The organism is Caulobacter sp. 1776, from assembly GCF_040545685.1.
GTDB lineage: Bacteria > Pseudomonadota > Alphaproteobacteria > Caulobacterales > Caulobacteraceae > Caulobacter.
This window is the reverse complement of the sequence record NZ_JBEPMI010000005.1, coordinates 94,652-120,832: the sequence shown is the minus strand read 5'-3', so window position 1 is coordinate 120,832 and position 26,181 is coordinate 94,652. Positions and strand designations below refer to the sequence as shown.

At 67.9% G+C, this 26,181-nt stretch carries 24 protein-coding genes; 16 read left to right on the top strand and 8 right to left on the bottom strand.

Annotated features, from left to right (window positions below):
- Position 1: 1 nt before the first annotated feature.
- Positions 2-2,440, top strand: coding sequence for a TonB-dependent receptor (locus tag ABIC66_RS14195; RefSeq protein WP_354070936.1), 2,439 nt, complete (start codon positions 2-4; stop codon positions 2,438-2,440).
- 31 nt (positions 2,441-2,471) lie between these two features.
- Here the strand turns inward: ABIC66_RS14195 and ABIC66_RS14190 are convergent, their stop codons facing one another.
- A complete protein-coding gene (locus ABIC66_RS14190; RefSeq protein WP_354070935.1) occupies positions 2,472-3,293 on the bottom strand; it encodes an MlaA family lipoprotein in 822 nt (273 codons plus the stop codon).
- A gap of 408 nt (positions 3,294-3,701) precedes the next feature.
- On the opposite strand from ABIC66_RS14190, the gene ABIC66_RS14185 reads away from it, so the two are divergent.
- The 3 genes from ABIC66_RS14185 to ABIC66_RS14175 are packed head-to-tail and all read left to right on the top strand — an operon-like array spanning position 3,702 to position 8,160.
- Positions 3,702-6,032 carry a TonB-dependent receptor gene (locus ABIC66_RS14185; RefSeq protein WP_354070934.1) on the top strand — a complete coding sequence of 777 codons (2,331 nt, stop codon included), beginning with the start codon at positions 3,702-3,704 and terminating at the stop codon, positions 6,030-6,032.
- Positions 6,029-6,592 (top strand): hypothetical protein, encoded by a 564-nt coding sequence (locus tag ABIC66_RS14180; RefSeq protein ID WP_354070933.1) that lies wholly within the window; start codon positions 6,029-6,031, stop codon positions 6,590-6,592. The genes ABIC66_RS14185 and ABIC66_RS14180 overlap by 4 nt, the downstream gene beginning before the upstream one ends.
- Entirely contained in the window at positions 6,592-8,160 is a 1,569-nt protein-coding gene (locus ABIC66_RS14175) for a PepSY-associated TM helix domain-containing protein (protein ID WP_354070932.1), read from the top strand. Before ABIC66_RS14180 ends, ABIC66_RS14175 begins: the two co-directional genes overlap by 1 nt.
- Positions 8,161-8,240: 80 nt before the next feature.
- Here the strand turns inward: ABIC66_RS14175 and ABIC66_RS14170 are convergent, their stop codons facing one another.
- Both ABIC66_RS14170 and ABIC66_RS14165 read right to left on the bottom strand, forming a co-directional pair.
- Positions 8,241-9,020 (bottom strand): protein NO VEIN domain-containing protein, encoded by a 780-nt coding sequence (locus ABIC66_RS14170; protein WP_354071281.1) that lies wholly within the window; start codon positions 9,018-9,020, stop codon positions 8,241-8,243.
- Between the two features lie 226 nt (positions 9,021-9,246).
- Positions 9,247-9,840, bottom strand: coding sequence for a hypothetical protein (locus ABIC66_RS14165; protein WP_354070931.1), 594 nt, complete (start codon positions 9,838-9,840; stop codon positions 9,247-9,249).
- 63 nt (positions 9,841-9,903) lie between these two features.
- On the opposite strand from ABIC66_RS14165, the gene ABIC66_RS14160 reads away from it, so the two are divergent.
- Both ABIC66_RS14160 and ABIC66_RS14155 read left to right on the top strand, forming a co-directional pair.
- Complete coding sequence (locus ABIC66_RS14160; protein ID WP_354070930.1) at positions 9,904-10,083, top strand: hypothetical protein; 180 nt, start codon at positions 9,904-9,906, stop codon at positions 10,081-10,083.
- Complete coding sequence (locus ABIC66_RS14155) at positions 10,080-10,700, top strand: glutathione S-transferase family protein (protein WP_354070929.1); 621 nt, start codon at positions 10,080-10,082, stop codon at positions 10,698-10,700. The genes ABIC66_RS14160 and ABIC66_RS14155 overlap by 4 nt, the downstream gene beginning before the upstream one ends.
- Here ABIC66_RS14155 and ABIC66_RS14150 read toward each other — a convergent pair.
- Positions 10,630-11,712 (bottom strand): D-alanyl-D-alanine carboxypeptidase family protein, encoded by a 1,083-nt coding sequence (locus ABIC66_RS14150; RefSeq protein WP_354070928.1) that lies wholly within the window; start codon positions 11,710-11,712, stop codon positions 10,630-10,632. The two genes, ABIC66_RS14155 and ABIC66_RS14150, sit on opposite strands and share 71 nt — an antisense overlap.
- A 102-nt stretch (positions 11,713-11,814) precedes the next feature.
- On the opposite strand from ABIC66_RS14150, the gene ABIC66_RS14145 reads away from it, so the two are divergent.
- Complete coding sequence (locus tag ABIC66_RS14145; protein ID WP_354070927.1) at positions 11,815-12,903, top strand: L,D-transpeptidase family protein; 1,089 nt, start codon at positions 11,815-11,817, stop codon at positions 12,901-12,903.
- A gap of 117 nt (positions 12,904-13,020) precedes the next feature.
- Here ABIC66_RS14145 and ABIC66_RS14140 read toward each other — a convergent pair whose 3' ends face one another.
- A complete protein-coding gene (locus tag ABIC66_RS14140; RefSeq protein ID WP_354070926.1) occupies positions 13,021-13,770 on the bottom strand; it encodes a class I SAM-dependent methyltransferase in 750 nt (249 codons plus the stop codon).
- A 176-nt stretch (positions 13,771-13,946) separates the two neighbouring features.
- Here ABIC66_RS14140 and ABIC66_RS14135 point away from each other — a divergent pair, with 176 nt between their 5' ends.
- The 4 genes from ABIC66_RS14135 to ABIC66_RS14120 all read left to right on the top strand — a co-directional run bounded on the left by ABIC66_RS14135 (position 13,947) and on the right by ABIC66_RS14120 (position 17,399).
- Positions 13,947-16,049 (top strand): acylase, encoded by a 2,103-nt coding sequence (locus ABIC66_RS14135; protein WP_354071280.1) that lies wholly within the window; start codon positions 13,947-13,949, stop codon positions 16,047-16,049.
- Between the two features lie 84 nt (positions 16,050-16,133).
- A complete protein-coding gene (locus ABIC66_RS14130; protein WP_354070925.1) occupies positions 16,134-16,754 on the top strand; it encodes a beta/gamma-crystallin in 621 nt (206 codons plus the stop codon).
- Positions 16,755-16,766: 12 nt separating this feature from the next.
- Positions 16,767-17,180: a beta/gamma crystallin-related protein gene (locus ABIC66_RS14125; protein ID WP_354070924.1), complete on the top strand. Its 414-nt coding sequence runs from the start codon at positions 16,767-16,769 to the stop codon at positions 17,178-17,180.
- Between the two features lie 81 nt (positions 17,181-17,261).
- On the top strand, positions 17,262-17,399 hold the full coding sequence (locus ABIC66_RS14120; protein ID WP_047409677.1) for an entericidin A/B family lipoprotein: 138 nt from the start codon (positions 17,262-17,264) through the stop codon (positions 17,397-17,399).
- On the opposite strand, the gene ABIC66_RS14115 is transcribed toward ABIC66_RS14120, so the two are convergent.
- Entirely contained in the window at positions 17,396-17,563 is a 168-nt protein-coding gene (locus ABIC66_RS14115; protein ID WP_354070923.1) for a hypothetical protein, read from the bottom strand. The two genes, ABIC66_RS14120 and ABIC66_RS14115, sit on opposite strands and share 4 nt — an antisense overlap.
- Before the next feature lie 271 nt (positions 17,564-17,834).
- Between ABIC66_RS14115 and ABIC66_RS14110 the strand changes: the two genes are divergently transcribed.
- The 4 genes from ABIC66_RS14110 to ABIC66_RS14095 all read left to right on the top strand — a co-directional run bounded on the left by ABIC66_RS14110 (position 17,835) and on the right by ABIC66_RS14095 (position 20,998).
- A complete protein-coding gene (locus tag ABIC66_RS14110) occupies positions 17,835-18,227 on the top strand; it encodes a DUF983 domain-containing protein (RefSeq protein ID WP_354070922.1) in 393 nt (130 codons plus the stop codon).
- A 134-nt stretch (positions 18,228-18,361) separates the two neighbouring features.
- On the top strand, positions 18,362-18,517 hold the full coding sequence (locus ABIC66_RS14105; protein ID WP_354070921.1) for a DUF3309 family protein: 156 nt from the start codon (positions 18,362-18,364) through the stop codon (positions 18,515-18,517).
- A gap of 188 nt (positions 18,518-18,705) precedes the next feature.
- On the top strand, positions 18,706-20,145 hold the full coding sequence (locus ABIC66_RS14100) for an MFS transporter (protein WP_354070920.1): 1,440 nt from the start codon (positions 18,706-18,708) through the stop codon (positions 20,143-20,145).
- A gap of 103 nt (positions 20,146-20,248) precedes the next feature.
- Positions 20,249-20,998, top strand: a complete 750-nt coding sequence (locus tag ABIC66_RS14095; protein ID WP_354070919.1) for a DUF599 domain-containing protein — start codon at positions 20,249-20,251, stop codon at positions 20,996-20,998.
- 562 nt (positions 20,999-21,560) lie between these two features.
- On the opposite strand, the gene ABIC66_RS14090 is transcribed toward ABIC66_RS14095, so the two are convergent.
- Positions 21,561-23,093, bottom strand: a complete 1,533-nt coding sequence (locus ABIC66_RS14090; protein WP_354070918.1) for a methyltransferase regulatory domain-containing protein — start codon at positions 23,091-23,093, stop codon at positions 21,561-21,563.
- 175 nt (positions 23,094-23,268) lie between these two features.
- Here ABIC66_RS14090 and ABIC66_RS14085 point away from each other — a divergent pair, with 175 nt between their 5' ends.
- A complete protein-coding gene (locus tag ABIC66_RS14085; protein ID WP_354070917.1) occupies positions 23,269-24,558 on the top strand; it encodes a glycosyltransferase in 1,290 nt (429 codons plus the stop codon).
- On the opposite strand, the gene ABIC66_RS14080 is transcribed toward ABIC66_RS14085, so the two are convergent.
- Positions 24,555-26,135: a TolC family outer membrane protein gene (locus ABIC66_RS14080; RefSeq protein ID WP_354071279.1), complete on the bottom strand. Its 1,581-nt coding sequence runs from the start codon at positions 26,133-26,135 to the stop codon at positions 24,555-24,557. The two genes, ABIC66_RS14085 and ABIC66_RS14080, sit on opposite strands and share 4 nt — an antisense overlap.
- Positions 26,136-26,181: the final 46 nt, after the last annotated feature.

Below are 26,181 nucleotides of genomic sequence, written 5' to 3'. Positions count from 1 at the left end.
CGTGACGGGAAAGGTCGACCGCGTCAGCGCCCGGCTCCGGGTCGCAGCCCTGACCACGGGGCTGGCAAGTCTTTTCGGCGCCCCGGCCGCCGACGCGACGCCCCTGTTCCCCGGCCGCGGCTCGCCCGTCGTCCGGTTGCAGATCGCCGCCAAGCCCGTCGAGGCGGCGCTTATCGACTTTGCGCTTCAAGCCGACCTCTCGCTGGGCGGCGATCTCGACGCGTGCCACGGCCAAGCCCCCGTCCTGAAGGGTCGCCTCTCCGTCTCGGCCGCGCTCGACGCCATTTTGGCCGGCAGCGGCTGCGGCTATCGACAGCCCGATCCGCGCACGGTGATCATCCACCGCCTGGCCGTCGCGCCCGCGCGCCCCGGGCGGCAGGCTCCGGCTCCGGCGCCGATGGGCCTTGGTGAGGTGGTGATCACCGCCCAGCGCTATCCCAACCTTCCCGGCCGCACGCCCTACGCCATCTCGGTGGTCTCGGCGGATGGGCTCGAACGCCAAGCGCTCACCAGCCTCTACGACCTGGCAGGACAGGTCGCCGGCATGACGGTGACCAATCTGGGACCCGGCCGCGACAAGGTGCTGCTGCGTGGCTTGTCGGACGGCGCCTTTACCGGCCAGGCGCAATCGATGGTGTCGCTCTATCTCGACGACGTGCCGATCACCTACAGCGCGCCTGATCCGAACCTGCGCCTGACCGACATCGAACGCGTGGAGATCATGCGCGGCCCGCAGGGCACCCTCTATGGCGGCGGCTCTCTGGGCGGGGTGATACGGATCGCCACCCGCAAGCCCGATCTCGACCGCTATTCGGCCAGCGTACTGACCGGGGTTGGCTTCACCCAGGGCGGCGGGCGCGGCGGCGAGCTGGAAGCCATGGCCAACCTGCCGCTGATCCGCGGCCGGGCGGCGCTACGGACGGTGGTCTATCGCGAGGCCCAGGACGGCTACATCGCCAACCCGGCGCTGGGCCTGCGCCGCGTCAATGGTTCGGATCAGGTCGGCGTGAGAGCGACCCTGCGGGCGATCGTGACGCCCGGCTGGACCCTGACGCTGGGGCTGACCCACCAATCGATCGACAACCAGGACACTCAGTACGGTCTGCGGCGGCTGGGACCTAAGATCCGAGAGTCATGGGTGCGCGAGCCGCACGACAGCGACTTCGATCACGCCTCCCTGACCCTGGCCGGTGAAGGCGACTGGGGCCGGGTGACCGGCGCGATCTCTCGGCTATCGCACCATTTCGACAGCCGCTACGACGCCACCGCGGCCTCAACCCTCTACGGCCTGGCGGGGGTTCCGGCGGCATTCGACGAGGACAAGGGCGCCAACTTGACAGTGGCCGAGGTCACCTACGCGACGCCAGCCGAATATCGTCTGCACGGCCTGGTCGGGGCGTTCGCCTCGCAGGGCTCGATCCGGCTCGCCTCCGTCCTGCACGCTCTGCCCGTCAATTCGCCGGCGGCCTATGCCGAGCGCCGGCGCGACGAGATCAACGAGGAAGCGCTCTATGGCGAAGTGACCTTCGACGCCACCGCGCGTCTGTCGGCCACGGCCGGCCTGCGCTGGTTCGACTTCAGCTTCGAGACCGACTCGACCGTGAGCCAGACGGCCGGCCAACGCCGCGCCAGCCGGTCGTCCGAAGCCACCAGCTTTTCGCCCAAGCTCTTGGTCACATACGCCGTGCGGCCCGGGGTTCTGGTCTACGCCCAGGTCGCCGAGGGCTATCGTCCAGGCGGGTTCAACACGGCTGGGCGGCTCGGCCAGGTGTTCGACGCGCCCAAGACGCCCCCAAGCCAATACGCGGCCGACGAACTGTGGAATTACGAGCTGGGCGCCAAGTTTCGCGCCTTCGACGATCGCTTGCAGGGCCGGATGGCCGTGTTCCACGCCAGTTGGCAGTCGATCCAGAGCGATCAGTACCTGGCCGACGGCACAGCCTACACCGCCAACATCGGCGACGGCGCCAACCGAGGCGTCGAAGTCGAGGCCGCCTTCCGTGCCGGCGAGCGGCTCGACCTGCGCGCCGCGGCCCTGCTCAACGACCCTGAAGTCACAAAATTCAACCTCGCTTTCGGCGCGGGCAAGGGCCCGGCCCTTCCCGGAGTCTCCAAGGCCTCGGCCAGCTTCGGCGTCGACTATCACCGGGATCTGGCCTCGGGGCCGACCTTGCGCCTGCAAGGCCAGGCCTCCTATGTCGGCGCTTCCTATCTGACCTTCGGCGCCGACAAGGCGCACGAGATGGGCAGATTTCTAGACCTGCGCGGCGTCGCGAGCCTGACGACGCCGGGCTGGACGCTGAGCGCCACCCTCGACAATCCGCTGAACGGCCAAGCCAACAGCTTCTCTTTCGGCAATCCCTATCTGATTGGCCGAGACCAGATCATCACGCCGCCGCGACCACGCACCGTGAGCGTTCGCTTCAGCAAGCGGTTTTAGCGCTACGTGGACGGGTGTGCGGGCTAGGTCACTAGGGCCCAGGCGTGCTCGGCGCGGCCGCGGGCGGCGTTGATTCGGAGGACGCTGACGGCGCGTCGTCAAAATCAGGCAAGGCCTGAACCTCGCCCGTGGCCTCGCGCACCAAGGCCGCGCGGCCTTGGAGGTAGGCTGATCGCACGGTCGCGTAGGGATCCATCGCGTCCTCCAACGCCGCGATCTGGGGGTCGAGGCTAGCGCGCTTGTTCACGACGGTGACGCCCAGGCGGGTCGCCCCGAAGGGCGTGCGGAAATTGCCACCGACCAGGGTGACGGGGTCGGTCACGATGTCGACCACCCGGCCCGCGCCTTCGCGCACCGTCAGCGGACCGAGCACCGGAATATAGAGGAACGCCCCCGGCTCGACGCCATAGCGGCCCAGGGTCTGACCAAAATCTCCCCGATGCTGGGGAAGGTCCAAATCCGTGGCGACATCGAACAATCCGAGCATACCGGCTATCGAATTGATCACGAAACGCGAGGCGGTCACCCCCGCACGCTTGGGGCGCCCCTGGGCGATGTCGTTGAGCAGGGTCCGCGGCTCGCCCAGGTTGTTGACGGCCGCGCTGACGCGGTCACGCACAGGATCTGGCGCGACGGCCATGTAGGCATGAGCGATCGGCCCGGTCACCCAGCGGTCCAGACCCATGCTGAAGCCGTAGCTCGCGCGGTTGAACGCCTGGAAGGGGTCGTTGACGATCGTCCCGACGGTTTCGGCGCCGGCCGGCAGGTTGGTATTGGACGCATCGGCGCGGGTCTGGGCCATGGCGGCGGATGTGAGCACTCCTGCCGCGAGAATGCCGAGCGCCAAACGCACTTTGGGCCTACGCGCTGCAGGCGCACCGGTCGTCAGGGAAAAGCAGCGTCGGTCCATAGTAAGCTCTTCCATCCAAGTCACGCGCCACTGCGCCGTCCTGGCCAATGACGCCGCCGTCAAACCGCCACCACACATGTTCCTGGCTTCCTCGGCGACGGCCGGACTGGCCTCTCCCAGAACGCCGCTAAGCCTGGGGGCCAACCCAGGTGCGTCTTCGACGCTGGTCTCCGGGAGCGGCCGTTGAGCCACATGCAGTCATCGGACATCGCGCGCGCAATCATGTTTCGGAGCCGACCTTTTGTTGTGCCGCCTGCCCTAAGCTCCCCCGTCTCGATTTTTGCAAATGAGATTGACTCGCACTTTCATCTAAAGTAGCGCCCTGTCCCGTTGTTCGACCTGGGGGATTTGATGCGCCGTTCTCTGCTGACCGCTTGCTCTCTCGGGATTCTGGCGCTGGCCCAGGCCTCAGCCGCCGAGGAAACGCTCGCCACGACCCCGTCCGCCGACGACCAAGCCACGGCCGTGGAAGCCGTGATCGTCACCGGCGAAAAGACCTCGCGCTCGCTGCAGCAGACCGTCAGCAGCGTGGCTGTCGCGACGGCCGCGCGGATCGAGCGCGAGAACCTGCGGACCTTCTACGACGTGGTCGCCCGCACGGCGAACATGAGCGAGACCTACGGCAAGAGTGGCTTCACGATCCGCGGCGTCAGCAACATGAACGTCTCGGGCGGCGGCACGGGCGGTCTGGCCACCGTCTATGTCGATGGCGCGGCTCTGCCGCTGGAAGCCACCTTCGGCGGCCCGCTCGAACTCTGGGACATTGGCCAGGTCGAGGTGCTGCGCGGGCCGCAGTCGACCTTGCAGGGCCGCAACTCGCTGGCCGGCGCGGTGATCATTACTTCAGCCAACCCGACCTTCACGCCCAGCTTCCGCGCCAGCGTCGGCCTGGCCAGCGGCGATGAGCGCACGGTGGGCATAGCCGGCGGCGGCCCGATCATTGCCGACCAACTGGCCCTCCGCGTCGCCGTGCAGAAGAAGGACAGCGACGGCTTCGTCTACAACCCGATCGTCAAGCAGGACATCGAGGCGGTCGACAACCTCTATGTCCGCGGCAAGCTGCTCTACACGCCGACCGCCCTGCCCGGCCTGAAAGTGCTGGCCACCTACGCCCACAACAAACGCGAGTCCGGCTACCAGTTCACCTATTCGCGCGTCGACCGGCCCGACTCTTACGACCATCGCGTCGATCTCTCGGACACCCCCTCGCGCACGAGCGCCAAAGCCGACATCTTCACGGTCGACGGCAGCTACAAGCTGTCCGACGCCCTGACGCTGAACGCCATCGCCTCCTGGAACAAAGTCAAGACCGGCGCCACGATCGACTTCGACTTCTCGCCGGTCGCCAGTTCGTTCGGCACGCGCGACCAGGCTACCGAGACCATTTCCGAGGAACTGCGCCTGAACTATGAGGGCGAGCGGCTCAGAGGCCTGGTCGGCCTCTATCACGCCAAGCGCGACGCCCAGGACTTCTCGGTCAGCCGCACCAATGTGCCGTTCCCGCGCGCCACCCTGGTCAATGTCCTGACTTCGACCCTCCTGGCCGGCACGCCGAGCCCCACACCCGCCCAGCAGGCGGCCGCCGCGGCCCAGGCCAGCGGCTTCGCCAATCTCTACATCGCCGCCCTGCCGGTGATCCCCGTCGACTATTCCGGCGACCAGCCCTCGACGATCGAGACCAGCGCCATCTTCGCCGACGCCAGCTTCGCCCTGACCGACAAGCTCTCGTTGCTGGGCGGCTTCCGCTACGATCACGAAGAGAACACCTCGAGCACCAGGCAAACGGCCGTGTTCGCCGGGACCTATCCCAGCGCGGCCGGCTTTGGTCCCTATGCGCCGTACGTGACCCAGGTGAACGGCTTCGTCGCCGGCATGATCACCCAGGCCAATTCATCGGCGCCGGAAGGCACGCGCAAGTTCAACGCCTTCTTGCCGAAAGCTGGCCTGAAGTACGAATGGACGCCGGACATCAACACCAGCCTGACGGCCCAGCGCGGCTACCGCTCGGGCGGCTCGACGGTGAACCAGGCCCGCTCCAGCGTCGCGGCCTATGATCCGGAATACACCTGGAACTACGAGGCCTCGCTGCGCACGGCCTGGCTGGACGGGACCCTGACGGTCAACGCCAACGCCTTCTACGCCGACTGGGAGGACCAACAGGTCATCGTCAATCTGGGTCTCAACGCCTACGACTACGAGGTCAAGAACGCGGGCAAGTCGCACCTCTACGGCTTCGAGCTGGAGGTCGCCCAGCAATTGACCACCCAGCTGTCATGGTACGCCTCGCTGGGCCATACCAAGACCAGGTTCGACGCGTTCACGATCACCGCGGGCGACGACAATCGCAACCTATCGGGCTCGGAATTCCCCTATGCTCCGCGATGGACCGTGGCGCTGGGCGGCGACTATCGCTGGAGCGACGGCTGGCTCGCCCATCTGGACGGCAGCTACAAGTCGCGCTCCTTCTCGGCCGCCGGCATCGACCAGGCCCAGGATTCCGTGGTCAAGGGCCGCCTGCTGTTCAACGGCCGCTTCGGGTATGAGCGCGCGCACTGGGGCGCGTATGTCTATGGCAAGAACCTGCTGAACGCGACCTACAGCCAGTACACGCGCACCGACATCCCGGTGGCGATGCTGGGCGAGCCGCGCGTCATCGGCCTCACGCTGGAGACCCGCTGGTGAGCCCGCTCTGGAGTCTCGCGCTCGCGCCGCTGCCGCTGGCGGGCGCGTGGCTGCTGAAGCGCGCCTGGGACGAGGCCCGGCCTGAGCGGCCCTGGCTGATCCTGGGCGGCTGGGCCTTGCTGGCCGTCGCCGTCGCCGCCTCGGTCCCGCTGCTGGGCGCGGCGCGCGGTCCGTTCGCCATGCTGGCGCTGGGCTCGACCGTCGCGCTCTGCCTGGTCGCCGCCGGGGTCGAGCGTCGCGACGCCAGGAAGAAGGCCGCGCGCGAGCTGGCGCCCGAGCCCTCCGACCGCCGCCGCGTCGCCTGGCGCGGCTGGCTGCGCGGCTTCCTCGCGGGGCCTCTGGCTGGGATCGCGGCCCTGGGCTGCGGCCTGGCCGTCGCCATCTGCGCCCCGGGCCAAATCCAGACCCGCATGGTCATCGGCGGGCTGATGACGCCGTTCCTGTGGGCGGGCGGCATGGCCTGGACGCTGTCCGACGACAAGATCCTCCGCGCCTTCGCCGTGCTGGCCGGCGTCTCGGTCGCGACCCTGGGCGCGGCCTTCCTGAAGGGAGCGCTGTGATGGACCGCTCGACCGCCGCCGCCAAGCCGGCCAAAGCCCGCGAGGCCAAGACCGGCGGCAAGCCGATCTGGCCGAAGATCCCGGCCGACTTCGTCCGCGCCATGCTGGCCGGCCACTCGGCCCTGGGCCTGGCCTTCGCGGCCCTGATCTACCTCGTCTGCTTCTCGGGCTCGATCGCCGTCTTCACCTACGAGTTCAACCGCTGGGAACAGCCGGCCGGCCCCGTGCTGCACGAGGTCTCGTCCCAAGCCGCCGACGCCGCCTTCCGCGCGGTGCTGGCCAAGAACCCCAAGGCCCACGACCTTTTCATCCGCCTGCCCGAGCCCGCCGCGCCGCGCCTGTCGGTACACAGCGACGACGCCAAGGGCGCGGAATACACCTACGTCGCCGACGCGACCGGCAAGCTTGTGGCCGAGCAGAAGCTGCCCTGGAGCGCGTTCCAGGCCGAACTACACACCGTCCTGCACCTGCCCCGCGCCTGGGGCGGTTTCATCGTTGGCCTGACCGGCGTGGCGTTGCTGTCCTCGCTGGTCTCGGGCGTGCTCTCCCACCCGCGCGTGTTCAAGGACGCCTTCGCCTTCCGCTGGGGCGGCTCCAAGCGCCTGCAGGAGGCCGATTTGCACAACCGCATCTCGGTCTGGGGCCTGCCCTTCCACCTCATCGTGTCGCTAACCGGCGCCTTCCTGGGTCTGACCGTGATCATCGTCGGCGTCCTGGCGCTGGCCACCTTCAAGGGCGACACCAACAAGGCCTACGCCCTGTTCCGCGGCCCCACGGTCGCCGACGATCCGCGGCCGGCCGCCAGGGTCATCGACATCGCCGGCGCGCTCGACGCCGTGAAGGCGCGCTATCCGAACGCCCGCCCGACCTACGTCTATGTCGAGCACCCCGGCGAGACTGGCCAGCACGCCAGCGTCAACATGGTCACCCAGGGCCACCTGTCGCGCGGCGAGACCGTGGTCGTCAACGGCGACGGCAAGATACAGGGCGAGGTCGGTTACGAGAGCGGGTCGATCGGTATGAAGGTGCTGGCCTCGATGACGCCGCTGCATTTCGGCTGGTTCGGCGGCTGGCCCGTCAAGGTCGCCTATTTCCTGCTAGGTCTGGGCCTGACCGCGGTGACCTCGAGCGGTGTGGCCATCTGGCTAGCCCGTCGGCGCGACAAGGGCCGTCCGGCCCCGCGCTGGGAGCGGGTCTGGATCGCCTTCGTCTGGAGCCAGCCCGTAGCCTACGCCGCCTCGGCCCTGGCCGCCCTGGCGTCGCCCGCCCCGCCGGTCGCCGTCTGGGCGCTCACCACCCTGGCCGCCAGCGCCACGGCGCGCACCTGGACGCCCCAGGCAATCTCGACGCGTCTGCGGCTGCTGTCGGGGCTCCTGTTCGCCGCCGTGCCGCTGACCCATCTCGGTCTGCACGCCGGTCGGCTCGCCGATCCCGTGGCCTGGGTCGTGAACCTCGGCTTCCTAGCCGCCGCCGCGCTGCTGACGCTAAGTGTTCATTTATATCACCGGGCGCGCCAGAGAGATCGAGAGACGAGCAGGCGAACGATGGGCGGCATCACCGGACATTGAAAAGCCGACACCGGCGGCGGCTCCGCGCGCGTCATTTTCCGGGGAATGGCCGACGTCGAGGCCGCTCGATATCGCCCCCCTCACCCAAACGGCGGCTTGAGCCGATAGAACCGCGCCTCGCCGAGCAGGTCGTAGACCCGGCGGATGCGGAAGGCGTGGGGTTGGGCTTCGGCCAGGGTGAACTCGGCATGGCTGAGGCCGAACGGGGCGACCTCGCCGGCCAGGGTGGTCTTGACCACGATCAGGCGCGGAATCTCGTCGAGGCCGAAGCTGATCACGTCGCAGCCGTCCGGGTCGCCGTCGCGGGCCGGACGGATCCGGCCGGCCAGATCGGGGCGGCCGCGGTCCGACAGGCGGCGAGCCTCGTGGGCGACGATGCTGGCCACGCCCAGGCCCTTCAGGAACCGGTCGTCGGCCTCGCGGCTGGACATGTCGAAGCGCTGGATGGCGCGGATCAGGCGCTCGTCCATCGCCATCGGCCGGGGCGGCGCGGTCTCGATCAGCGCGACGGCCGACGGGGCGGTGAACAGGGCGGCGGGCCGGACGGCGGCGGTCAGCAGGGCCGGCTTGGCGGCCAGCTGCTCCTCGACCGCCTCCAGCAGGGCCTCGTCATAGGACCAGCGCGGCGGCTGATCCTTGAGGATCGGCAGGCCCAGCAGCGACAGCACCGCCGAGATCTCGCCCTGCTTCCAGGTGATCGGCATGTCCGACTTGCCGGTGACGAAGCGGACGGTGCGGTCGTGGCTGGCGCGGTCGACCGGCTTGCCGGCGAGCGTCTTCTCCAGCTGGGCGACATAGTCGCCCACCACCACCGCGAGGTCAGCCCCCGTCCAATCGCGCCCGCCCGATTCCCCCGTCATCGGATGATGATGCGGCAAGGCGGCGGCGCGCGCCACACGCTTCGGTCAGGGCGCTAGGACGGATCGACATAGCCTCGGACATTCCCTAATTCCGCTCATCCCCGCGAAAGCGGGGACCCAAGCCGGGTCCGCGGATGGGTTCTGGGCGGCGCCACGCGCCGAGAGTCAGCTTGGATCCCCACTTTCGCGGGGATGAGCGGTGTTTGGGGCTGAATGGCGATTGGCCCTAGCGCCTGTTCGCCCCCAGAGCGACGGGTGTTGGGACGACTGGCGTCGAGGCGACCGCCATCGGCGCGTCCTGCACCGGCATCTGGTCCGGTTGCAGCTTGGCCGCCTCCATCGCCCGGCGAACCGTGGTGATCGGCGCGCCGGAATCGACCTTGAAGGTCAGGGCCGCCGTCGCGGCCGGATTGTCGCCGAGATTGGCGAAGCCGCCGGGCCGCTGGGCGTTGAACGTCACGCCATAGGTCTTGTCGGCCAGCACCCGGCACAGCAGGACGAAGGTCCTCTGGTCGTTCAGCAGCCGGGGCGTCTTCACGCAGTCCATCGGCTCGGCCCCCGGCGCGGGGGCGTAGTTCCAGGCGCTGGGCGACATCTGCTGGTCGAAGGCGACCTTCAGGATCAGCACGCCCGGCGACACCGTCTGGCCCTCGGCCGGATAGGTCGAGACCAGCTTGGGCGGCTGGGTCGGCGGCAGGATCAGCACCGGCGAAACCTCGTTCGGCTCGGCCTTTGGCGGCGACGCCGTCTGGGCATGGGCCGGCGCCCCGGCCAGGGCGACGAAGGCGATCAGCAGGGGAACCGAACGGCGGCGCGACATCTTTCCAGACTGACCTTCAAGCGCGGCCTTCTCAAGGCGTCTTTCGAGGCCTACATCGCCCCTATGACCGACAAGACCGAAGTTCCGGCGCCCGAAGGCGAAACGCCGATGCAACGCGCTCTCCGCCTGAAGAAGGCCGCCCAGGGCAAGCACGGCCACGGGGCCAAGGCCTCGACCGGAAAGGTCGAGCGCGCCAGCGCCGTCGCGCCGACCGGCAAGTCCAAGCCCTGGATGACCCGGTGACGATCCCCAAGGTCCTGGGCCGCACCTCGTCCATCAACGTCCGCAAGGTCCTCTGGACCCTGGACGAGCTGGATCTGGCCTATGAGCGCGAGGACTGGGGCGCGGGCTTTTCGCCCACCAACGATCCGAAGTTCCTGCAGTGGAACCCCAACGCCCTCGTGCCGGTGCTGATCGACGAGGACGGGCCGCTGTGGGAGAGCAACGCCATCTGCCGCTATGTGGCGGCGGGCACGCCGCTGTTCCCGGACGGCCGCCGCGCGCGGGCCCTGGTCGACCAGTGGATGGACTGGCAGTGCACCGAGCTGAACACGGCCTGGCGCTACGCCTTCGCCGGTCTGGTGCGCAAGTCGCCGGGCTTCGACGATCCCAAGCAGATCAAGGCCAGCGTCGTGGCTTGGAACACCGCCATGGGCCTTCTGGACGCGCGGCTGGTCGACACCGGCGCCTATGTGGCCGGCGAGCATTTCACCCTGGCCGACATCGTGCTGGGCCTATCGGTCCACCGCTGGCTGTTCAGCCCGATCGAACGTGAGGATTGGCCGGCGCTCAACGCCTATTACGCGCGCCTGAAACAGCGGCCGGCGTTTTCGCAGTGGTGTCTTCCGGAGGTTCCGTAGCCGCCTCCGAGCCGTCCTTGGGCAGGCTCGAGATCGGCACGCCGGGCAGCAGCGGCTCGCCCGTCCACTCCCAGTGCCAGGGCTCGTAGGCGTAGTTGACGAAGCCGAACCGGCCAGCGTTGACGACCATCCAGCGATAGAGCGGCGAGCGCGACATCACCAGGCGATTGGCGTCGGCCGAGGAGTCGGGACCAAAGCCCGGGGCGGCGTCGATGAACACGTCCATGGCCAGGCCCGTGCGATGGGCCGAGCAGATGGTGCGGATCAGCCCCTGACAGTTGTTGTCCCGCGCGCAACGCTGGGCGTCGGCGTCCGGGGCGCGGAAGCCGGAATAGATCATCAGGGCCTCGGGCCGCCGCAACACGCCCGCCGCCCGCGCCTCGCCGACCATCCGGCGATAGGCGTCCAGCGCGCCGGGCCGCAGGCGGATAGACTTGCCGCCAAAGCTTTCCTTGGGGTCGGCCAGGGCCAGGTTGGCTTCGGGCGGCGCGCCGGGGCAGACGCCTTCGCGGTTCACCCGCACGAACGGCCGCGCCAAGTGCCATCGCACCAGCATGGCGGCGAACACCGCGGGATCGACGACGCCGGTCTGTTGCAGCCCGTGCGCGCCCTGCCAGCGGGCCAGGGCCGAGGCGAAACCGTTCGAACCCGGCCCGCAGGTCGTGCCGATCTCGGCGGCGATGCGGGGGGCGTAGATCTCCCAACCCGTCTCCGGCTTGCCGAACGGGGTCCAGGCCAGGGTCGACAGCGAGGCGGCGTTGACGGCGGCGGCCGTCTCGGGCGCGTCGGATCCGTCACAGCGCTCGGGCGCGCCGGCCGGGGCGCTCAGGGCCGACGGCGGGTCGATCGAGCCGAAGTGCTGGTCCTGCGGTGGCGCATAGGCGGCCACGTCGCGCGGCTGGGCGGGCTTCGGCGACGACTTTCCGGTCGGCCAGACCACCCACAGGCAGAAACCGCCGACGGCCAGCGCCAGCAGTCCCAGACCCCACAGAAGCCGTCGCAGCGCTCTCAAGCCGATCCTCATTCCCGGTGGAACTTCGCCATGGCTCAAGCCTTGAAGCCATGGACTCGTTCCCACCCTTGGGCCCCGCCTTTCGGCCCGCCTGGAGATTGCATGACCGGCCTGGTTTCCCGTTTCGCTCTGCTCGCCGTCCTGGCCCTCTGCGCCTGTGACGACAAGCCCCCGGCCAAGCCCGCCCCCGCCAAGACGGTCCAGAAGGCGCCCGCCGCGACGCCGCCGCTGGTCCCCGCCCCGCCCGCCGTCGCCGCCAGCTCGCCGCTGGCCCAGGCGATCAACGGCGCGGCCTTCGATCCGGCCGCCACCGATCCCGACGCCCGCCGCAACGCGCTGGTCCGCGTCCAGACGCTGCTGGACCGCGCCCATTTCTCGCCCGGAGTCATCGACGGCCGCGACGGGACCAATCTGAAGCTGGCCATCCAGGCCTATCAGGCGTCACGCGGCCTGCCCGCCGACGGCGAACTCAGCGCCAAGCTGCTCGAGACCCTGACCGCCGGCGACGGCGGCCCGGTGCTGGTCGACTACATGATCACGCCCGACGACCTGGCCGGTCCATTCTCGCCGCCCATCCCCAAGGACGACTACGAGGCGATGGCCCAGCTGCCGGCCATGAACTACCAGAGCCCGCTCGAGATGCTGGCCGAGCGCTTCCACATGGACGAGACCCTGCTGCAGGCGCTCAATCCGGGCGTCGACTTCGGCGCGGTCGGGACGACGATCGTGGTGACGGCGGCCGGCGCCGACAAGCTGGATCGCAAGGTCGAGCGCATCGAAATCGACAAGGCTCTGGGCCAGGTCCGCGCCTTCGACAAGGACGGCGTCGAGCTGGCGGTCTATCCGGCCACGGTCGGCAGCACCGAGCGCCCCGCGCCGTCCGGCGAGTGGGCGGTGCGGACCCTGGCCCCGGCCCCGACCTACACCTACGACCCGTCGCGCCTGACCTTCGGCAAGCCCAAGGCCAAGCTGACCATCAAGCCCGGGCCGAACAATCCGGTAGGCTCGACCTGGATCGACCTGACCAAGGACACCTACGGCATCCACGGCACGCCCGACCCCAAGCTGGTCAACAAGCGCGCCTCGCACGGCTGCGTGCGCCTGACCAACTGGGACGCGGCCGAGCTGGGCTCGGCCGTGAACAAGGGCGCCAAGGTGATCTTCATGGGCGCGGAGGCGCGGGCGTCGTAAATTGCTGTCATCCCGGGCGAAGCGCAGCGGAGACCCGGGACCACCGAAAGCGCGGCGCTTCCTGCGGTCCCGGCTCGGCGCGCTACGCGCTTGGCCGGGATGACAGTTTTAGCAGCCTTACTTCGGCTTGCGGAACTTTAGGATGAACTGATCGGTCTTCCCGCGGATGCTGGGATCGAACACGCTCGCCGTATGCGGATCGGCCGAACTGGCCAGCAGCGGGCTTTCGGCTTCCAGCTTGAAGCCGGCGGCCTCGACCTCGCTCTTCACCTGGGCGATGTCGATGCGGTGCAGGGCGTCCGGCGCCGTCGTCGCGCCCGGCAAGGCGGCGTGGTCGATGACGAGGAACACGCCGCCCGGCTTCAGCGATTTGAAGATCTCGGCATTGGCCTTGGCGGCCGTGTCGGCGGGGAACGGCTTCAGGTGCTGGTCGTGATAGTTCTGGACGGTGATCACCGCGTCGACATTGTCGGGCAGGTCCAGCGCCGTCATCGGACCGTTCACGGCCTTGGCGTTGGAAAGCGCCGCCACGGTGGTCTTCTGGTCCTCGCCGTACTGGGCCTTGAAACTGATGAACTCGGCCGGCTGGAAGGCGTAGACCACGCCCTTGGGGCCGACCGCGCCCGACAGGATGCGGGTGAAGTAGCCGCCGCCCATGATGTAGTCGACGACCGTGTCGCCCGGCTTGACCTCGGCCAGGGCCAGGATCTCGCCCGGATGCCGGGCCGCGTCGCGGGCGGTGTCCGCCGCCGGGCGCGCCGGATCGGCCAGGGCCTTGGCGATGTTGGCGGGGACTTGGGCGAACGCCGCGCCGCCGACGCCGAACGCCATGAGGGCCAGAATCGAAACCACGTGCTTGCGAGCCATCAGCGCGCCTCCCTTGTTGTGGCGCTTGTCGTAGCAGGCCGAAGCGCTTCGGCGAACGGCGATATCATGAAGTTTCAGCAAGGATTCGTCGAAAGCGGCTCTTTCCTCGACGAAGGGAGGCCCGCATGATCGCCGATAATAAATAGAACGGCCGGGGAGGTCGGGGGGAAAGCATGATGAAGTGGGTCCTGCGTGGGATCGGCGCGTTGCTGGCGCTCGTGGTGCTGGCCGCCGCGACCTTGGTCGTGATCGACCGCGCCAGCCTGCCCAAGGCCCCGGACCGGCGGGCCGTCCTCGACAAGGCCAAGGCCTATGACGTTCGCGTCCGCCGCGACGCGTGGGGCGTGCCGCACGTGCTGGGCCGCACCGACGCCGACGCGGCGTTCGGCCTAGCCTACGCCCAGAGCGAGGACGATTTCGAGACCCTGCAGGACGTGGTGCTGGCCACGCGAGGCGTGCTGGCCCGCAGCGAGGGCGCCGGGGCCGCGCCGACCGACTACGTCGCCGCCCTGCTCGACGTCTGGCCCACCGTGGACGCCCACTACGCCCAGCTGCCCGCCGACCTGCGCAAGGTCATGGAGGCCTATGCCGACGGAGTCAGCGTCTACGCCGCCCAGCATCCGGAGAAGGTCAAGCCCGGCTTCCTGCCGCTGACCGGCAAGGACGTCGAGGCCGGCTTCGTGTTCAAGCAGCCGTTCTTCTACGGCCTGGACGGCGAGCTGAAGCACCTGACGACTCCGGGCGCGCCGCCCCCGCCCGCTAAGGGCTCGAACGGGCTGGCCACCGCGCCCTCGCGCAGCGCCGACGGGGCGACCCGCCTGCTGGTCAATTCGCACCAGCCCTATACCGGCCCCGTCGCCTGGTACGAGGCGGTGGTCGAGAGCGGCCAGGGCTGGCACGTGGCCGGCGGCTTCTTCCCCGGCGCGCCGTTCATGCTGCACGGCCACAACGCCACCCTGGGCTGGGCCAACACCGTGTCCAAGCCCGACCTGGTCGACATCTATCGGCTGACGATCAACCCGAAGGACAAGAACCAGTACCGGCTGGACGGCCAGTGGAAGGACTTCGACAGGCGCTACGTCACCCTGCGCGTGAAGCTCCTCGGTCCGATCGTCCTGCCGGTGCGCAAGGCCGTGCTGCGCTCGGTCCACGGGCCGGTGCTGGAGACCGATCACGGCGTCTTCGCGATCCGCTACGCGGGCATGGGCGAGTGGCGCCAGCCTCTGCAGTACTGGCGACTGAACCGCGCGCGAACGATGGACGAGTGGCGCGCGGCCATCGCCACCCACGCCATTCCCAGCCTGAACTACGTCTATGCCGACGCGGCGGGGAACATCGGCTTCGTCCACAACGGCCAGTATCCGAACCGCGCGGTCGCCGCCGACTGGGCCGCGATCCTGCCCGGTGATCGCTCGGACCTGATTTGGCAAGGCTACCGCCCGGTCGAGCAGAGCCCGCAGCTGTGGAATCCGAAGTCGGGCCTGGTGTTCAACTCCAACAACACCCCGTTCCGAGCCAGCGAGGACGCCGACAACCTCAAGCCCGCCGACTTCCCGGCCTCGATGGGCCTGCAGACCAACATGACCAACCGCGCCTGGCGGGCGCTGGAGACCTTCGGGACCGACCATGCCATCACCGACGCGAGCTTTCGGACCCACAAGTTCGACGTGGCGTTCAGCGACCGCTCCAGCGTCATGGACATGGTCCGCGAGGTGACGGCGATCGATCCCAAGGGCGACGCCGACCTCGCCAAGGCCCAGGCCATCCTGCGCGCCTGGGACAGGAAGGCCGACGTCCACGATCGCGGCGCGGCGCTGGCGGCGCTGATGAGCCAGCCGATCCTGTTCGCCCGCTCGAACGGCGATGCGGCGCCGGCCCCGATCGACAGCCTGCGCGCGGCGATCAAGACCTTGAAGACCCATTTCGGCCGCCTGGATCCCGAGTGGGGCCAAGTCAACCGCATCCGGCGCGGAAGCGTGAACCTGCCGATCGACGGCGCGGCCGACACCTATCGCTCGGTCTGGGGCAAGCCCGAGAAGGATGGCACGACCACCGCCGACGGCGGCGACACCTTCATCATGTTCGTCACCTGGGACAAAGCCGGCCAGCTCCATTCCGAAAGCATCCACCAGTTCGGCTCGGCCACCCTGGACAAGACCTCGCCGCACTATGCCGACCAGACGCCCCTGTTCGTGGCCATGAAGACCAAGCCGGTGCTGTTCACCGAAGAGCAGCTGAAGGGACACGTCAGGGTCGACTATCGCCCCGGCGACCGCTGAAGGTTAAGCTGGGCCGTTCAGCCGCCGTTCAGTTGGCAAGCGGCTAGCTGGCGTCACAACGAAGCTTTTGGTGGGGAAACAGACATGCGCAAGACCTTGGCCCTCGCGGCCCAAGCCTTCCTCTCGCTAGCGGCCCTTTCGCTGGCCGGCGCGGCCTCGGCCCAGGCGCCCAGCTGGAATGGCCAGTACGACGATCCGCCGCGCGGCTCCTACACCCGCTCGTGCCGCGAGATCACCGCCTTCAACGGCCAAGTCTGGGCCCGCTGCCAAAGCAGCCGGGGCGGCTGGGAGTGGACCAGCGCCCGCAGCCGCGACTGCGGAAGCCAGGGCCTGGAAAACCGTGACGGCCGCCTGGAATGCGCCGGCTTCAACAATCCGGGCGGCGGTTATGGCGGCGGCTACGGCGGCGGTGGCTACGGCGGTGGCCGTCCGGGTGGCGGCGGTTATCGCGGCGACAACATCGTGATGTTCGAGGACCCGCAGTACGAAGGCCGCGCTTACGAGGTGATCGGCGACATGCCCGACCTCGGCGCGGTCAAGTTCAACGACCGGGCCTCGTCGATCAGGGTCGGTCGCGCCGGCGGCCGGTGGGAGATCTGCGAACACGCCAACTATCAGGGCCGCTGCAGCCGGCTCGACGCCGACCAAGCCATCCTGCCCCGCGAGTGGAACGACGCGATCAGCTCGATCCGCCGCGTTCGTTAGGGAGTTCTCGACATGCGTAAGACCGCTTTCCTGATCACCTGCGGGGCCATCGCCCTGCTGACCACCGGCGCCGTCGCCCAGGACCGCGACTGGAGCCATCGTGACGACCGCTATGATCGCCGTGACGACAGGCGCGATGATCGGCGCGACGAACGGTGGGGCGGAGGCCGCTGGGGCGGCGGCGGGGTCGTGCTGTTCGAGCACGACGGCTTCCGCGGCGAGGCCCGCCCCCTGCGCGGCGACGAGCCGGACCTGTCGCGCCTCGGCTTCAACGACCGCGTATCGTCGATGCGCATCCCGCGCGGGTCGTGGGAGTTCTGCGAGCACGCCTACTATCAAGGCAAGTGCTGGCGCTATGACTACGATGCGGCCAGCCTGCCCAAGAAGCAGAACGACCGCTACAGCTCGGTCCGCCGCGTCGGCTGACCGCGAGCCGCGCCGGGCTCTTGAAGCTTGGCGCGGCCCATGGCTAAGGTCCCGCGCCTTCCCAATCGGAGCCTTCTCTTCATGCGCAAGATCGTTGTCCTCGCCGCCGCCGCGGCCGCCCTGCTGGTCTCGGCCTGCAACACCATCGAGGGCGCTGGCCGCGACGTCTCGGCCGCCGGCAAGGCCGTCGCCGGCGCCGCCCGCGACGCCAAGAACTAGGCGTCCTCTTCCCGCGACGTCTCGGCGCCGATCGTCCGCTTCTCGTGCGGTGCGACGGCGCCATCCGGCGCGTGGCGAACGGCGTGTTCGGCCTTGGACGCCGCCTCGCCCTTATGGGGCGGCTTCGAGAGGTCGTTGGAGCGCTTGTCGCGATCAGGCGTCATGGTTCGCCTCGCTTTTTCAGAACACGCGATCAACGTCAGGGTGCCGGGACGGTTCCGCCCCCCAGATCGAGGGCCCACGATTTCCGAATATCGTTGTGGAAGATCATCTTCATTAACCAAACCTGCTTCGACCAGCCGTCGAGACATCGTTTGCATTGTTTAATCCAGGCTAAATCCATGAACTGGTTCACCGTTACTTACTGAAAGCCTGGACAAAAGGTCGCCCGTGCGACGGCTGGTCGCCCTTTTCTCGCCGCGCCCAAAGGCGCATATGAGCGCTATGCCAGAGACCCAGCCCGTGTCCCCGCTCCTCACCGGCCTCAAGCGCGGCCTGCTGCACCGCTGCCCCAACTGCGGCGACGGCCGGCTGTACATGCGCTACCTGAAGGTCGATCCCGAGTGCGAGGCCTGCGGGCACGAACTGGGCGGCTACCCCGCCGACGACGGCCCGGCCTATTTCACCATCCTGCTGGTCGGCCACCTGTTCGTGGCCCCGCTGCTGTTCCTGCCATGGATCTGGCAGGCCTCGCCGTTCCTGGTCGCGCCCGTGACCCTGATCCCGCTGGCCCTCCTTACCCTGCTGCTCCTGCCGCGCGTCAAGGGCGGCGTGATCGGCGCCCTTTGGGCGTTCCGCCTGCGCAAGGCCGAGGACACGCCGGCCTAAGGCCGAGAAAGCGCCAAAGGCGCTAGTGTCGGGAACCAAACAGCGCGGAACCGACAAGCGACACTGCGAATTCCGAAGACCTGACCCCAGCGTCGCCATGGTGGCGGACCTGGGATTGGAGGGAACTTCGCACCATGCTCGGCACGATCCTCATCATCATTCTGGTCCTGGCCCTGATCGGCGCCCTGCCCACCTGGGGCCATAGCCGGTCGTGGGGCTACTTTCCCAGCGGCGGCCTGGGCCTGATCCTGGTCATCATCATCATCCTGGTCCTGCTCGGCAGGATCTAGAGCGTGGCAGCCGAACGTGTGAGCGGTTTCGGCGCCCGCCACGCTCTAAAGGTTTGAGATAGAGCCTGTTTATCCGTTTCTGATGTTTCCATCAGAAACGGACAGGCTCTAGCGCCGCCCTTCGGGGCGCTTGCCCTGGATCGGCGTTCGCCTAAGCTCCCCCTCCAAAGCGGGAGGGGGAGAACAACATGACGGCGACCGTCCAACCGGCCAGCCCGCGCCTGTCGCCGCTGGCCCGCGCCAAGGCCATTCTGGGCGGCTCGGCCGGCAATCTGGTCGAGTGGTACGACTGGTTCGCCTACGCCGCCTTCACCCTCTATTTCGCCCCCGCCTTCTTCCCCAAGGGCGACCAGACCGTGCAGCTGCTGCAGGCGGCGGCGGTGTTCTTCCTGGGGTTCGTGGCCCGCCCGATCGGGGCCTGGCTGATGGGCATTTACGCCGACCACGCCGGGCGCCGCGCGGCGCTGTCGGCCTCGGTGGCCCTGATGTGCGGCGGGGCCCTGATCATCGCCGTCACCCCCGACTTCAAGACCATCGGCCTGTGGGCCCCGGCCATCCTGCTGCTGGCCCGCGTGCTGCAAGGCCTGTCGGTCGGCGGCGAGTATGGGGCCAGCGCCACCTATATGAGCGAGATGGCGGGCAAGGCCCGTCGCGGATTCTGGTCCAGCTTCCACTACGTGACCCTGATCGCCGGCCAGCTTTTGGCGCTGGGCGTGCTGATCGTGCTTCAGCGCTGTCTGCCCGAAGCCGAGCTGAAGGCCTGGGGCTGGCGCGTACCGTTCGCGATCGGCGCCCTGCTGGCCATCGTCGTGTTCTGGATCCGCCGAGGCCTGGACGAGAGCATCGCCTTCAAGGCTCCGGCCCAGCGCGAGACCCTGTCGAAGGGCCAGGTGGCCAGCGCTGGCGTGCTCCTGGCCCTGACCGTGGCGGCCGGCGTGACCGGCGTGACCACCGGACCGCTGGCCCGGCCGGCCCAGATGCTGGCGGCTGTGTTCCTGGTGCTGTTCTTCGCTTCGCTGATCGTGCCACTGGTCCGCCGCCATCCGCGCGAGAGCCTGCTGATCATGGGCCTGACGGCTGGCGGTTCGCTGACCTTCTATGTCTATACGACCTACATGCAGAAGTTCCTGGTCAACACGGCCGGCTTCAGCAAGGGCCAGGCCTCGGAGGTCAGCGCGCTCAGCCTGATCGGCTTCATGCTGATGCAGCCCCTGGCCGGTTGGCTGTCGGACAAGGTGGGCCGCAAGCCGATGCTGATCCTGGCCTTTGGCGGCGGAGCCTTGAGCATCTGGCCGATCATGACCGGCATCAGCCGCGCGACCTCGGTGACGACCGCTCTGGCCCTGATCCTGGCCGGCGTGGCGATCCAGTCCTGCTACACCTCGATCAGCGCGGTCGTGAAGGCCGAGATGTTTCCCGCCCACGTCCGCGCCCTGGGCGTGGCCCTGCCCTACGCCCTGGCCAATGTGCTGTTCGGCGGCACGGCCGAGATGGTGGCCCTGGCCTTCAAGCACGAGAAGATGGAGAGCGCCTTCTACCTCTATGTCGCCGGAGTGATGTCGCTAGGCCTGATCTGCTCGATCGTGCTGAAGGACACGGGGCGCAATAGTCTGATTATCGAGGACTAGCGCGACAGCCGAAAGTGTCAGCGGTTTCGGCGCCCGTCGCGCGTCAAAGACAAAGAAACTGAACGAGGTTTTCCGACTCTCCGCGTCCGTCTAGATTTCGCCCATGCACCTGCTCGACACCATCGTCCTGACTATCTTCGCCGCCTGCTGGCTGCTGTACGAGCCCATGCTCAAGCGGCTGGGCGAAGGCGGCGGCGTATTGAACACCGACATGACGGTGATCCGCCGCCGGTGGATGCAGGAGATGGCGGTGCGCGAGATCGCCCTGCTGGACGGCCAGCTGCTGGGCCATGCGATCAATTCGGCCAGCTTCTTCGCCTCGTCGAACCTGATCCTGATCGCCGCGGCGGCAGGGGTGCTGTTCGGCGGCGACAGCGCGTGGAAGAGCGTCGAGGGCCTGGCGGTGCTGGCCAAGACCACGCCGCTGATGTTCCAGGTCAAGCTGGGCCTGGTCCTCGTGGCCCTGGCGCGCGGCCTTTTGGACTTCATCTGGTCGATCCGCCAGATGAACTACTGCCTGGCCGCGATCGGCGCCGCGCCGATGTGGGCGCCGCCGCCCGTCCTCGCCGAATACGCCGAAGCCGCGGGCGGCATCCTCAACCCGGCCCTGTCGGCGTTCAACGCCGGCGTCCGCGCCTACTATTTCGCTTTGGCGGCGGCGGTGTGGCTGCTGGGGCCCATGCCTTTCCTGGCCGCGACCCTGGGGGCGATGAGCCTGCTGCTCTGGCGTCAGCGCCGCAGCCGGGCCTCGGCCGCGGTGCGCAAGGTTCGCCAAATTCTGGAACGCCAACCGGTGACCCACGGCCCGCACCTGACGCGACGGGATCCCTCCCCGCCGGAAGACCGGATCTAGCCAGCCGGGCTCCGGGAGCATCGCCTTCGGCGCTAACGCCGAACACCCAGGCCCCGAATGCATAAGCCCCGCCGAAGATATCGATCTCCGACGGGGCTAATGGGAAGTCTTGTGGGTAGACCTATTCTTTATACCTTAACCGCCTCGGTTTCGCAACCATCCTGCTACGAGAATCCGACATTTCGTCGTGAATTCGCCGTTCAACTTCCGCTATTGCGGTGGCGCGATGAGATTCCTGAATCGTCGGCCTCAATATCTCGGGCTAGCTACCCCCGCCGCAACAAGACCTTAGAGTGTCCTCGATTTATAGAGTTCTCCGAAGGAAGTTTAATCCATAACCCCTTAATCCAGCGCAATGCTGTAAACACTGAACTTCCGGATAGGCCCTCCAATACGATGGCGACTACATCTCCCTAAGCTTCAAATACGCCCGGAAGTGTTGGGAAATTTAACAATCGTACGCCCATCGGGCGAAAACCGAGGCCTGAGTGGCGACCGCCCCGAAGCGCCGCCAAGTCCGCCCCAAGGCCCAGCTCTCGCTTGGCGTGCGCCGCGCCCAGATCTAAATTCCCAAAGCGGTCCAAACTGGCAGGATTTTCGCGCCCCATTGCTCGGCCTGGGACCTCAACTCCACCAGGTTGTCATCGCCCTGTAGAGTGACGCCATCCTTGATGATCGCTTGGCTCTGCGCCTGCAGCAGCTGCCAGGCGAAGGTGGCCCAATCGTTGGGCGTCTTCCCACCACTCTGCTTACTGAGCCAGAAAAGCTGGTTGAACCGTGCGGCCGGGACACCGCCGCCGGTGACCGGGGACGCGAAATAGGCGATGTCTCCGACCGACAGCGACCGGCGGGAAATCGCCTTGTTCAGGGCGTTGGTCCGCGTCTTGGCCTTGGCCTGGTCCTGCCCCGGAGCAGCGGGATGGACGACGCCGAGACCCAGCAGGATGCTGAGCGCCGAACTTAACTGCGAGAAGTTGACGGTCTTGCCAACATACATCTCCAACTCGAGAATCGTATGGGGCTTGTGATCCATCAAGAACTCGAAGATCGGCTTATAGATCTCGTCGATCAGCCCCGCTTCGCCGATCACGCCTCTCACCTTGGTCGGCACGTCTTCCTTGGCGAACGTCATGACGATGCGTTCTTCACGCAGGGCCGCGATCTGCTCGTGACCGACCACGGCGCGTACCCCGCGCAGCCAATAGTCGCGCCGGAACTGCTGGTTCGTACAATAGTCGCGGATGGTCTCGCGCAGCGAGACGTCTGGCACCGCGCGCATGAAATCGACCTGGTCGGCGGTCATGTTCAACTCGTAGAGATTGTCGAGCGTGTAGGCCGAGCTGGCGAAACTGACCTTGGCGTTCCCAAGCCAATTCTCGACGTCGGCGAAGTACATCGGGCGCCAGTCCCGGTTCATGTACTCATGCGCTAGGTACTTTCGGTCTTGTCCCTTGATCTGCGTGACGCGCTCGACCGCGCCGGGGTTGGCCTTGGCGTAGAGGGGTTCCAGCGCCAGAAACTGATCGATGAAACCCAGGGCCGCGTCGGTCTGCCCGATGATCCCCTGCCCGGGCGCGCCCATGACATCGGCATGACGCTTCATCAGGTGGCGGATCGGCGCCGAGGCCGACCAGCCCGGCAAGGTGTTGTAGGAGATGTAGAGCACCCCGCCCGGCCGCAGCTTGCGGCGGATGAAGTCGACCAGGACGCCGCGGTTCTCGTCGGAGATCCAGGTCCAGATGCCGTGCAGGCCGATGAAGTCGAAATCCGGCAAATCCTTGCGGTTGCAGAAGTCGGCGAAGGCTTCGTCGTAGAGCATGGCCTCGGCGCCCGCGAGCCTGACCATCTCCGACGCGAAGGCGGCCTGGGACGGGTTGAAATCGGTGCCGTACCACTTGATCCCGGGTTGAGCGGCGGCGTGGATAGAGACCGAGAGCCCTTGGCCAAAGCCCAGTTCACAGGCGTTCTCGATCTTTGGCGCGTGGCGGCCGACCAGCAGTAGCGGCAAGCGGCAGCGAAGCGGGTTCAGCTCGCCATAGTAGCCGAACGTGTAGTTGACGTCCGTGACATAGCCGGCGTTCCATTCGGTCGACACGCGGTCTCCTTATGGCTGCATAGCGCAAGCAATTGCTGCACTGAAACATCGCCACTGACAAGTTCGCGCCTCAGTCTATCCACGCGCCCGCTCGCCTTACGCGTGGCGCTCACAGGACAACCGGCTATACGTCGGGGTCCAGCCCGTCCGGCGAACGAATCCGCGCGCACCGCTCATGAAATCCCGCCTCCTCGCGCTCTGGCGAAACCTGCCCGTCCCGGTGCGCCGCGCCGCGCACCTAACCGCTGGCGCGCCTTCGGCCGCGGTCAAGGCGGCGACCGATGCGCTCGAACAGGCGAACAGGACGCGCATCGAGCGCGCCGCCCAGGCGCGCGCGCGCCGTCGCGCTAGGCGGCGGAACCTTTCCCCGACCCCGCCCGTCACCGTCGTCGGCTTTCATGGCGCCGTGCATGGCCTGGGCGAGGGCGCCCGCATGCTGGCGCGCGGCTTCGCCGATGCGGGTCTCTCCACGCGCGCGGTCGACCTGTCCGTCCAGGTCGGCTTTCCCGTCGAGTTGCCGGTCGCCTTCGCCGCGCCCGCGGGCGACGAGCGGGGCGTGGTGATCTCGCACATCAATCCGCCGGAACTGCTGCGCTGGGCTCGCGACACCGAGGGCCGCCCGCTGGAGGGCCGCCGCCACATCGGCTATTGGGCCTGGGAGCTGGAGGATGCGCCGGTCGATTGGGCGCCCGCGTTCGATCTCGTCGACGAAGTCTGGACACCGTCGGCCTTCGCCGCCGACGCCATTCGCAAGATCGCCCCACCGCGCGTGAAGGTCTCCCCGGCGCCCTATCCGCTGTACCTGAATCCGCGCCCCGCGCCGGATCGGGCGCGCTTCGACCTGCCCGTGGGGACGGTGGTGGTGCTGATGGCCTTCGACCTGCGCTCCACCGCCCAGCGGAAGAACCCTCAGGCGGCGCTGCGCGCCTTCCAGAAGGCCCGGGCGATAGCCGGCAGATCCGCCTTGCTGCTCTGCAAGGTGGTCGGCGCCGACCTCTATCCAGAGATGTTCCAGGCTCTGCAGAGCCAGGTCGCCGGCGACGCCTCGATCCGCCTGATGACCGAGAACCTGTCCGCCGGCGATATGGCCGCCCTGACGGCCAGCAGCGATATCGTCCTGTCGCTGCATCGCTCGGAGGGCTACGGCCTGTTGCTGGCCGAGGCGATCTGGCTGGGCAAGCCGACCCTGGCCACGGGCTGGTCGTCGAATGTCGAGTTCATGGACTCGGCTTCGAGCCTGCTCGTCGAGTTCACGCTGATCCCGGTCGAAGGCGACGGCGCGATCTACAAGACCGGCCGCTGGGCCGACGCCGACGTCGACGACGCCGCCGCCAAGCTGGCGCGCATGATCGCCGACGACGCTTGGCGCGCGGACCTGGCGGCCGCCACGGCGCGCAACGGACACGTCTCGTTCGATCGCGAGGCGTGGCTGCGGATGATCCGGGAGCTGCTGCCCCTCGTCTAACCCTTGGGGGCCGTGGTCACCGGACTGTCGCTGAGCACCGGCAAGTCGTTGATCGACTGCGGCGGCGTCACCTTGTCCGCGGCCACCGGCTTGGCCGGCAGGTTGGTGGACGGCGGGCGGATCGGCGTGGTGTCGCCGGCCTTGGGCTTCTTCGGTTCCATCGGCAGAGCGAGATGGTCGAAGGTCTGGACGATCAGGTCCGTCGGCAGCATGCCCTTGTAGCGGACCTTCTTGAAGTGCCGCGTGGGATCGTAGGGCTGGACGCCCGGCGCCAGATTGCCGACCTCCAGCGTGCCGACCTGGGCCAGAAGCTGCACGCGACCGATATACTCGTTGGCGCGCCCCCGCACGAAGCTGAGCTGAGCGTTCTGCAGTTCCGCCTGGGCGTTGAGAACCTCGATCGTGCTGCGCAGCGCGAAGCGTTCTTCCTCGCGGACGCCGACAAAGGCGATCGTGTCGGCCTTCATTTCCTCTTCCAGCGTCACCAGCGAACGCCGTGCTGCGACCAGTTGGTCCCAATACTGCGAGACGCTCAGCACGACGCTGCGGCGTGCGTCGTCGATCAGCAGCTTGTCGCGATTGTTTTCCTCGAGCGACTGGCGAACGGCGGAATTGAGTTGGCCGCCCGAGAACAACGGTTGGGACAAGGTAATCCCGGCATTGACCTGGTCGGCGCGCGCGCCTCCAGACGCGTCGTAGGGCGAAAGGGAGCCGTTACGGTAACTGGCCTGCGCGCTGACCGTGAACAGGCGCTGAGCGCGCGCCTCGGCCACGCCTTCGCGCGAAGCCTTCTCGGTGAAGCCGGCGGCCATCAGCGTGGGGTTGGACTGCTCGGCTTGATTGAAGGCCTCGTCCAGGGTCGCCGGCAGGCCGTCGATGTCCGGCTCGGGCTCCAGCGTTTCGGGCAAGTGACCGACCAGGGACGCATAATAGGCGACGCTGACATTCAGCTGGGCCTGGGCGTTGGCGACCTGAGTGCTGGCGGAGGCCAGGCGCGCCTTGGCCTGCTGGACGTCGGTCAAGGTAACTTGGCGAACGCTGTATTTGTCCTCGGTGTCCTGCAGTTGCTTGCGAAGCCAGGCCTCGCCGCCCTGGCTGATGCGCAGCACCTCCCGATCGCGGCGCACGGAAACATAGGCGTTGGTGATGCGGACCAGCAGGTCCATCTCGATACGACGCAGATTTTCGCGCGCGGCCTTGATCTGGGCTTCCACGCCCGCCAAGCGCGCCGCATAGCGCCCGTTCGTATAAAGCGTCTGGCCCAACGAAAGTTGGCTGGTCTGGCTCGCCGCCTCGCCGCTTCGGCCGCTTACGATGAGCTTTTCCCAGCCGTAGTTCTCCGACACCGCCGCGCTGGCCTGCAGGCCATAGGCGGACCGCGCTTGGGTGTAGTTCTCGTCCAGGGCGCGCATGGCCGCGCGCTGGGCCTGGATGTTGGGATTGCTCTGGTAGGCGGCGGTGATCGCGTCGGCCAGGGTTTCGGCGTGCGCGAGACCAGCGACGCCCGACAGCGCCATGGCGGCGGCCAGGGCGACCACGGACGACCGAACGGACAAGACTTTCGACAGCACTCGTATTTCCTAGACCTGAGCGGACCGCGCCTAGACGTGGCCTTCAACCCAA

Bases quoted from the DNA above. Each gene is read 5' to 3' on its own strand.
- ABIC66_RS14185 (WP_354070934.1), top strand. From the start codon at position 3,702: ATGCGCCGTTCTCTGCTGACCGCTTGCTCTCTCGGGATTCTGGCGCTG.
- ABIC66_RS14175 (WP_354070932.1), top strand. From the start codon at position 6,592: ATGGACCGCTCGACCGCCGCCGCCAAGCCGGCCAAAGCCCGCGAGGCC.
- ABIC66_RS14170 (WP_354071281.1), bottom strand. From the start codon at position 9,020: ATGACGGGGGAATCGGGCGGGCGCGATTGGACGGGGGCTGACCTCGCG.
- ABIC66_RS14165 (WP_354070931.1), bottom strand. From the start codon at position 9,840: ATGTCGCGCCGCCGTTCGGTTCCCCTGCTGATCGCCTTCGTCGCCCTG.
- ABIC66_RS14160 (WP_354070930.1), top strand. From the start codon at position 9,904: ATGACCGACAAGACCGAAGTTCCGGCGCCCGAAGGCGAAACGCCGATG.
- ABIC66_RS14145 (WP_354070927.1), top strand. From the start codon at position 11,815: ATGACCGGCCTGGTTTCCCGTTTCGCTCTGCTCGCCGTCCTGGCCCTC.
- ABIC66_RS14140 (WP_354070926.1), bottom strand. From the start codon at position 13,770: ATGGCTCGCAAGCACGTGGTTTCGATTCTGGCCCTCATGGCGTTCGGC.
- ABIC66_RS14135 (WP_354071280.1), top strand. From the start codon at position 13,947: ATGAAGTGGGTCCTGCGTGGGATCGGCGCGTTGCTGGCGCTCGTGGTG.
- ABIC66_RS14130 (WP_354070925.1), top strand. From the start codon at position 16,134: ATGCGCAAGACCTTGGCCCTCGCGGCCCAAGCCTTCCTCTCGCTAGCG.
- ABIC66_RS14125 (WP_354070924.1), top strand. From the start codon at position 16,767: ATGCGTAAGACCGCTTTCCTGATCACCTGCGGGGCCATCGCCCTGCTG.
- ABIC66_RS14120 (WP_047409677.1), top strand. From the start codon at position 17,262: ATGCGCAAGATCGTTGTCCTCGCCGCCGCCGCGGCCGCCCTGCTGGTC.
- ABIC66_RS14115 (WP_354070923.1), bottom strand. From the start codon at position 17,563: ATGACGCCTGATCGCGACAAGCGCTCCAACGACCTCTCGAAGCCGCCC.
- ABIC66_RS14110 (WP_354070922.1), top strand. From the start codon at position 17,835: ATGAGCGCTATGCCAGAGACCCAGCCCGTGTCCCCGCTCCTCACCGGC.
- ABIC66_RS14105 (WP_354070921.1), top strand. From the start codon at position 18,362: ATGCTCGGCACGATCCTCATCATCATTCTGGTCCTGGCCCTGATCGGC.
- ABIC66_RS14100 (WP_354070920.1), top strand. From the start codon at position 18,706: ATGACGGCGACCGTCCAACCGGCCAGCCCGCGCCTGTCGCCGCTGGCC.
- ABIC66_RS14095 (WP_354070919.1), top strand. From the start codon at position 20,249: ATGCACCTGCTCGACACCATCGTCCTGACTATCTTCGCCGCCTGCTGG.
- ABIC66_RS14085 (WP_354070917.1), top strand. From the start codon at position 23,269: ATGAAATCCCGCCTCCTCGCGCTCTGGCGAAACCTGCCCGTCCCGGTG.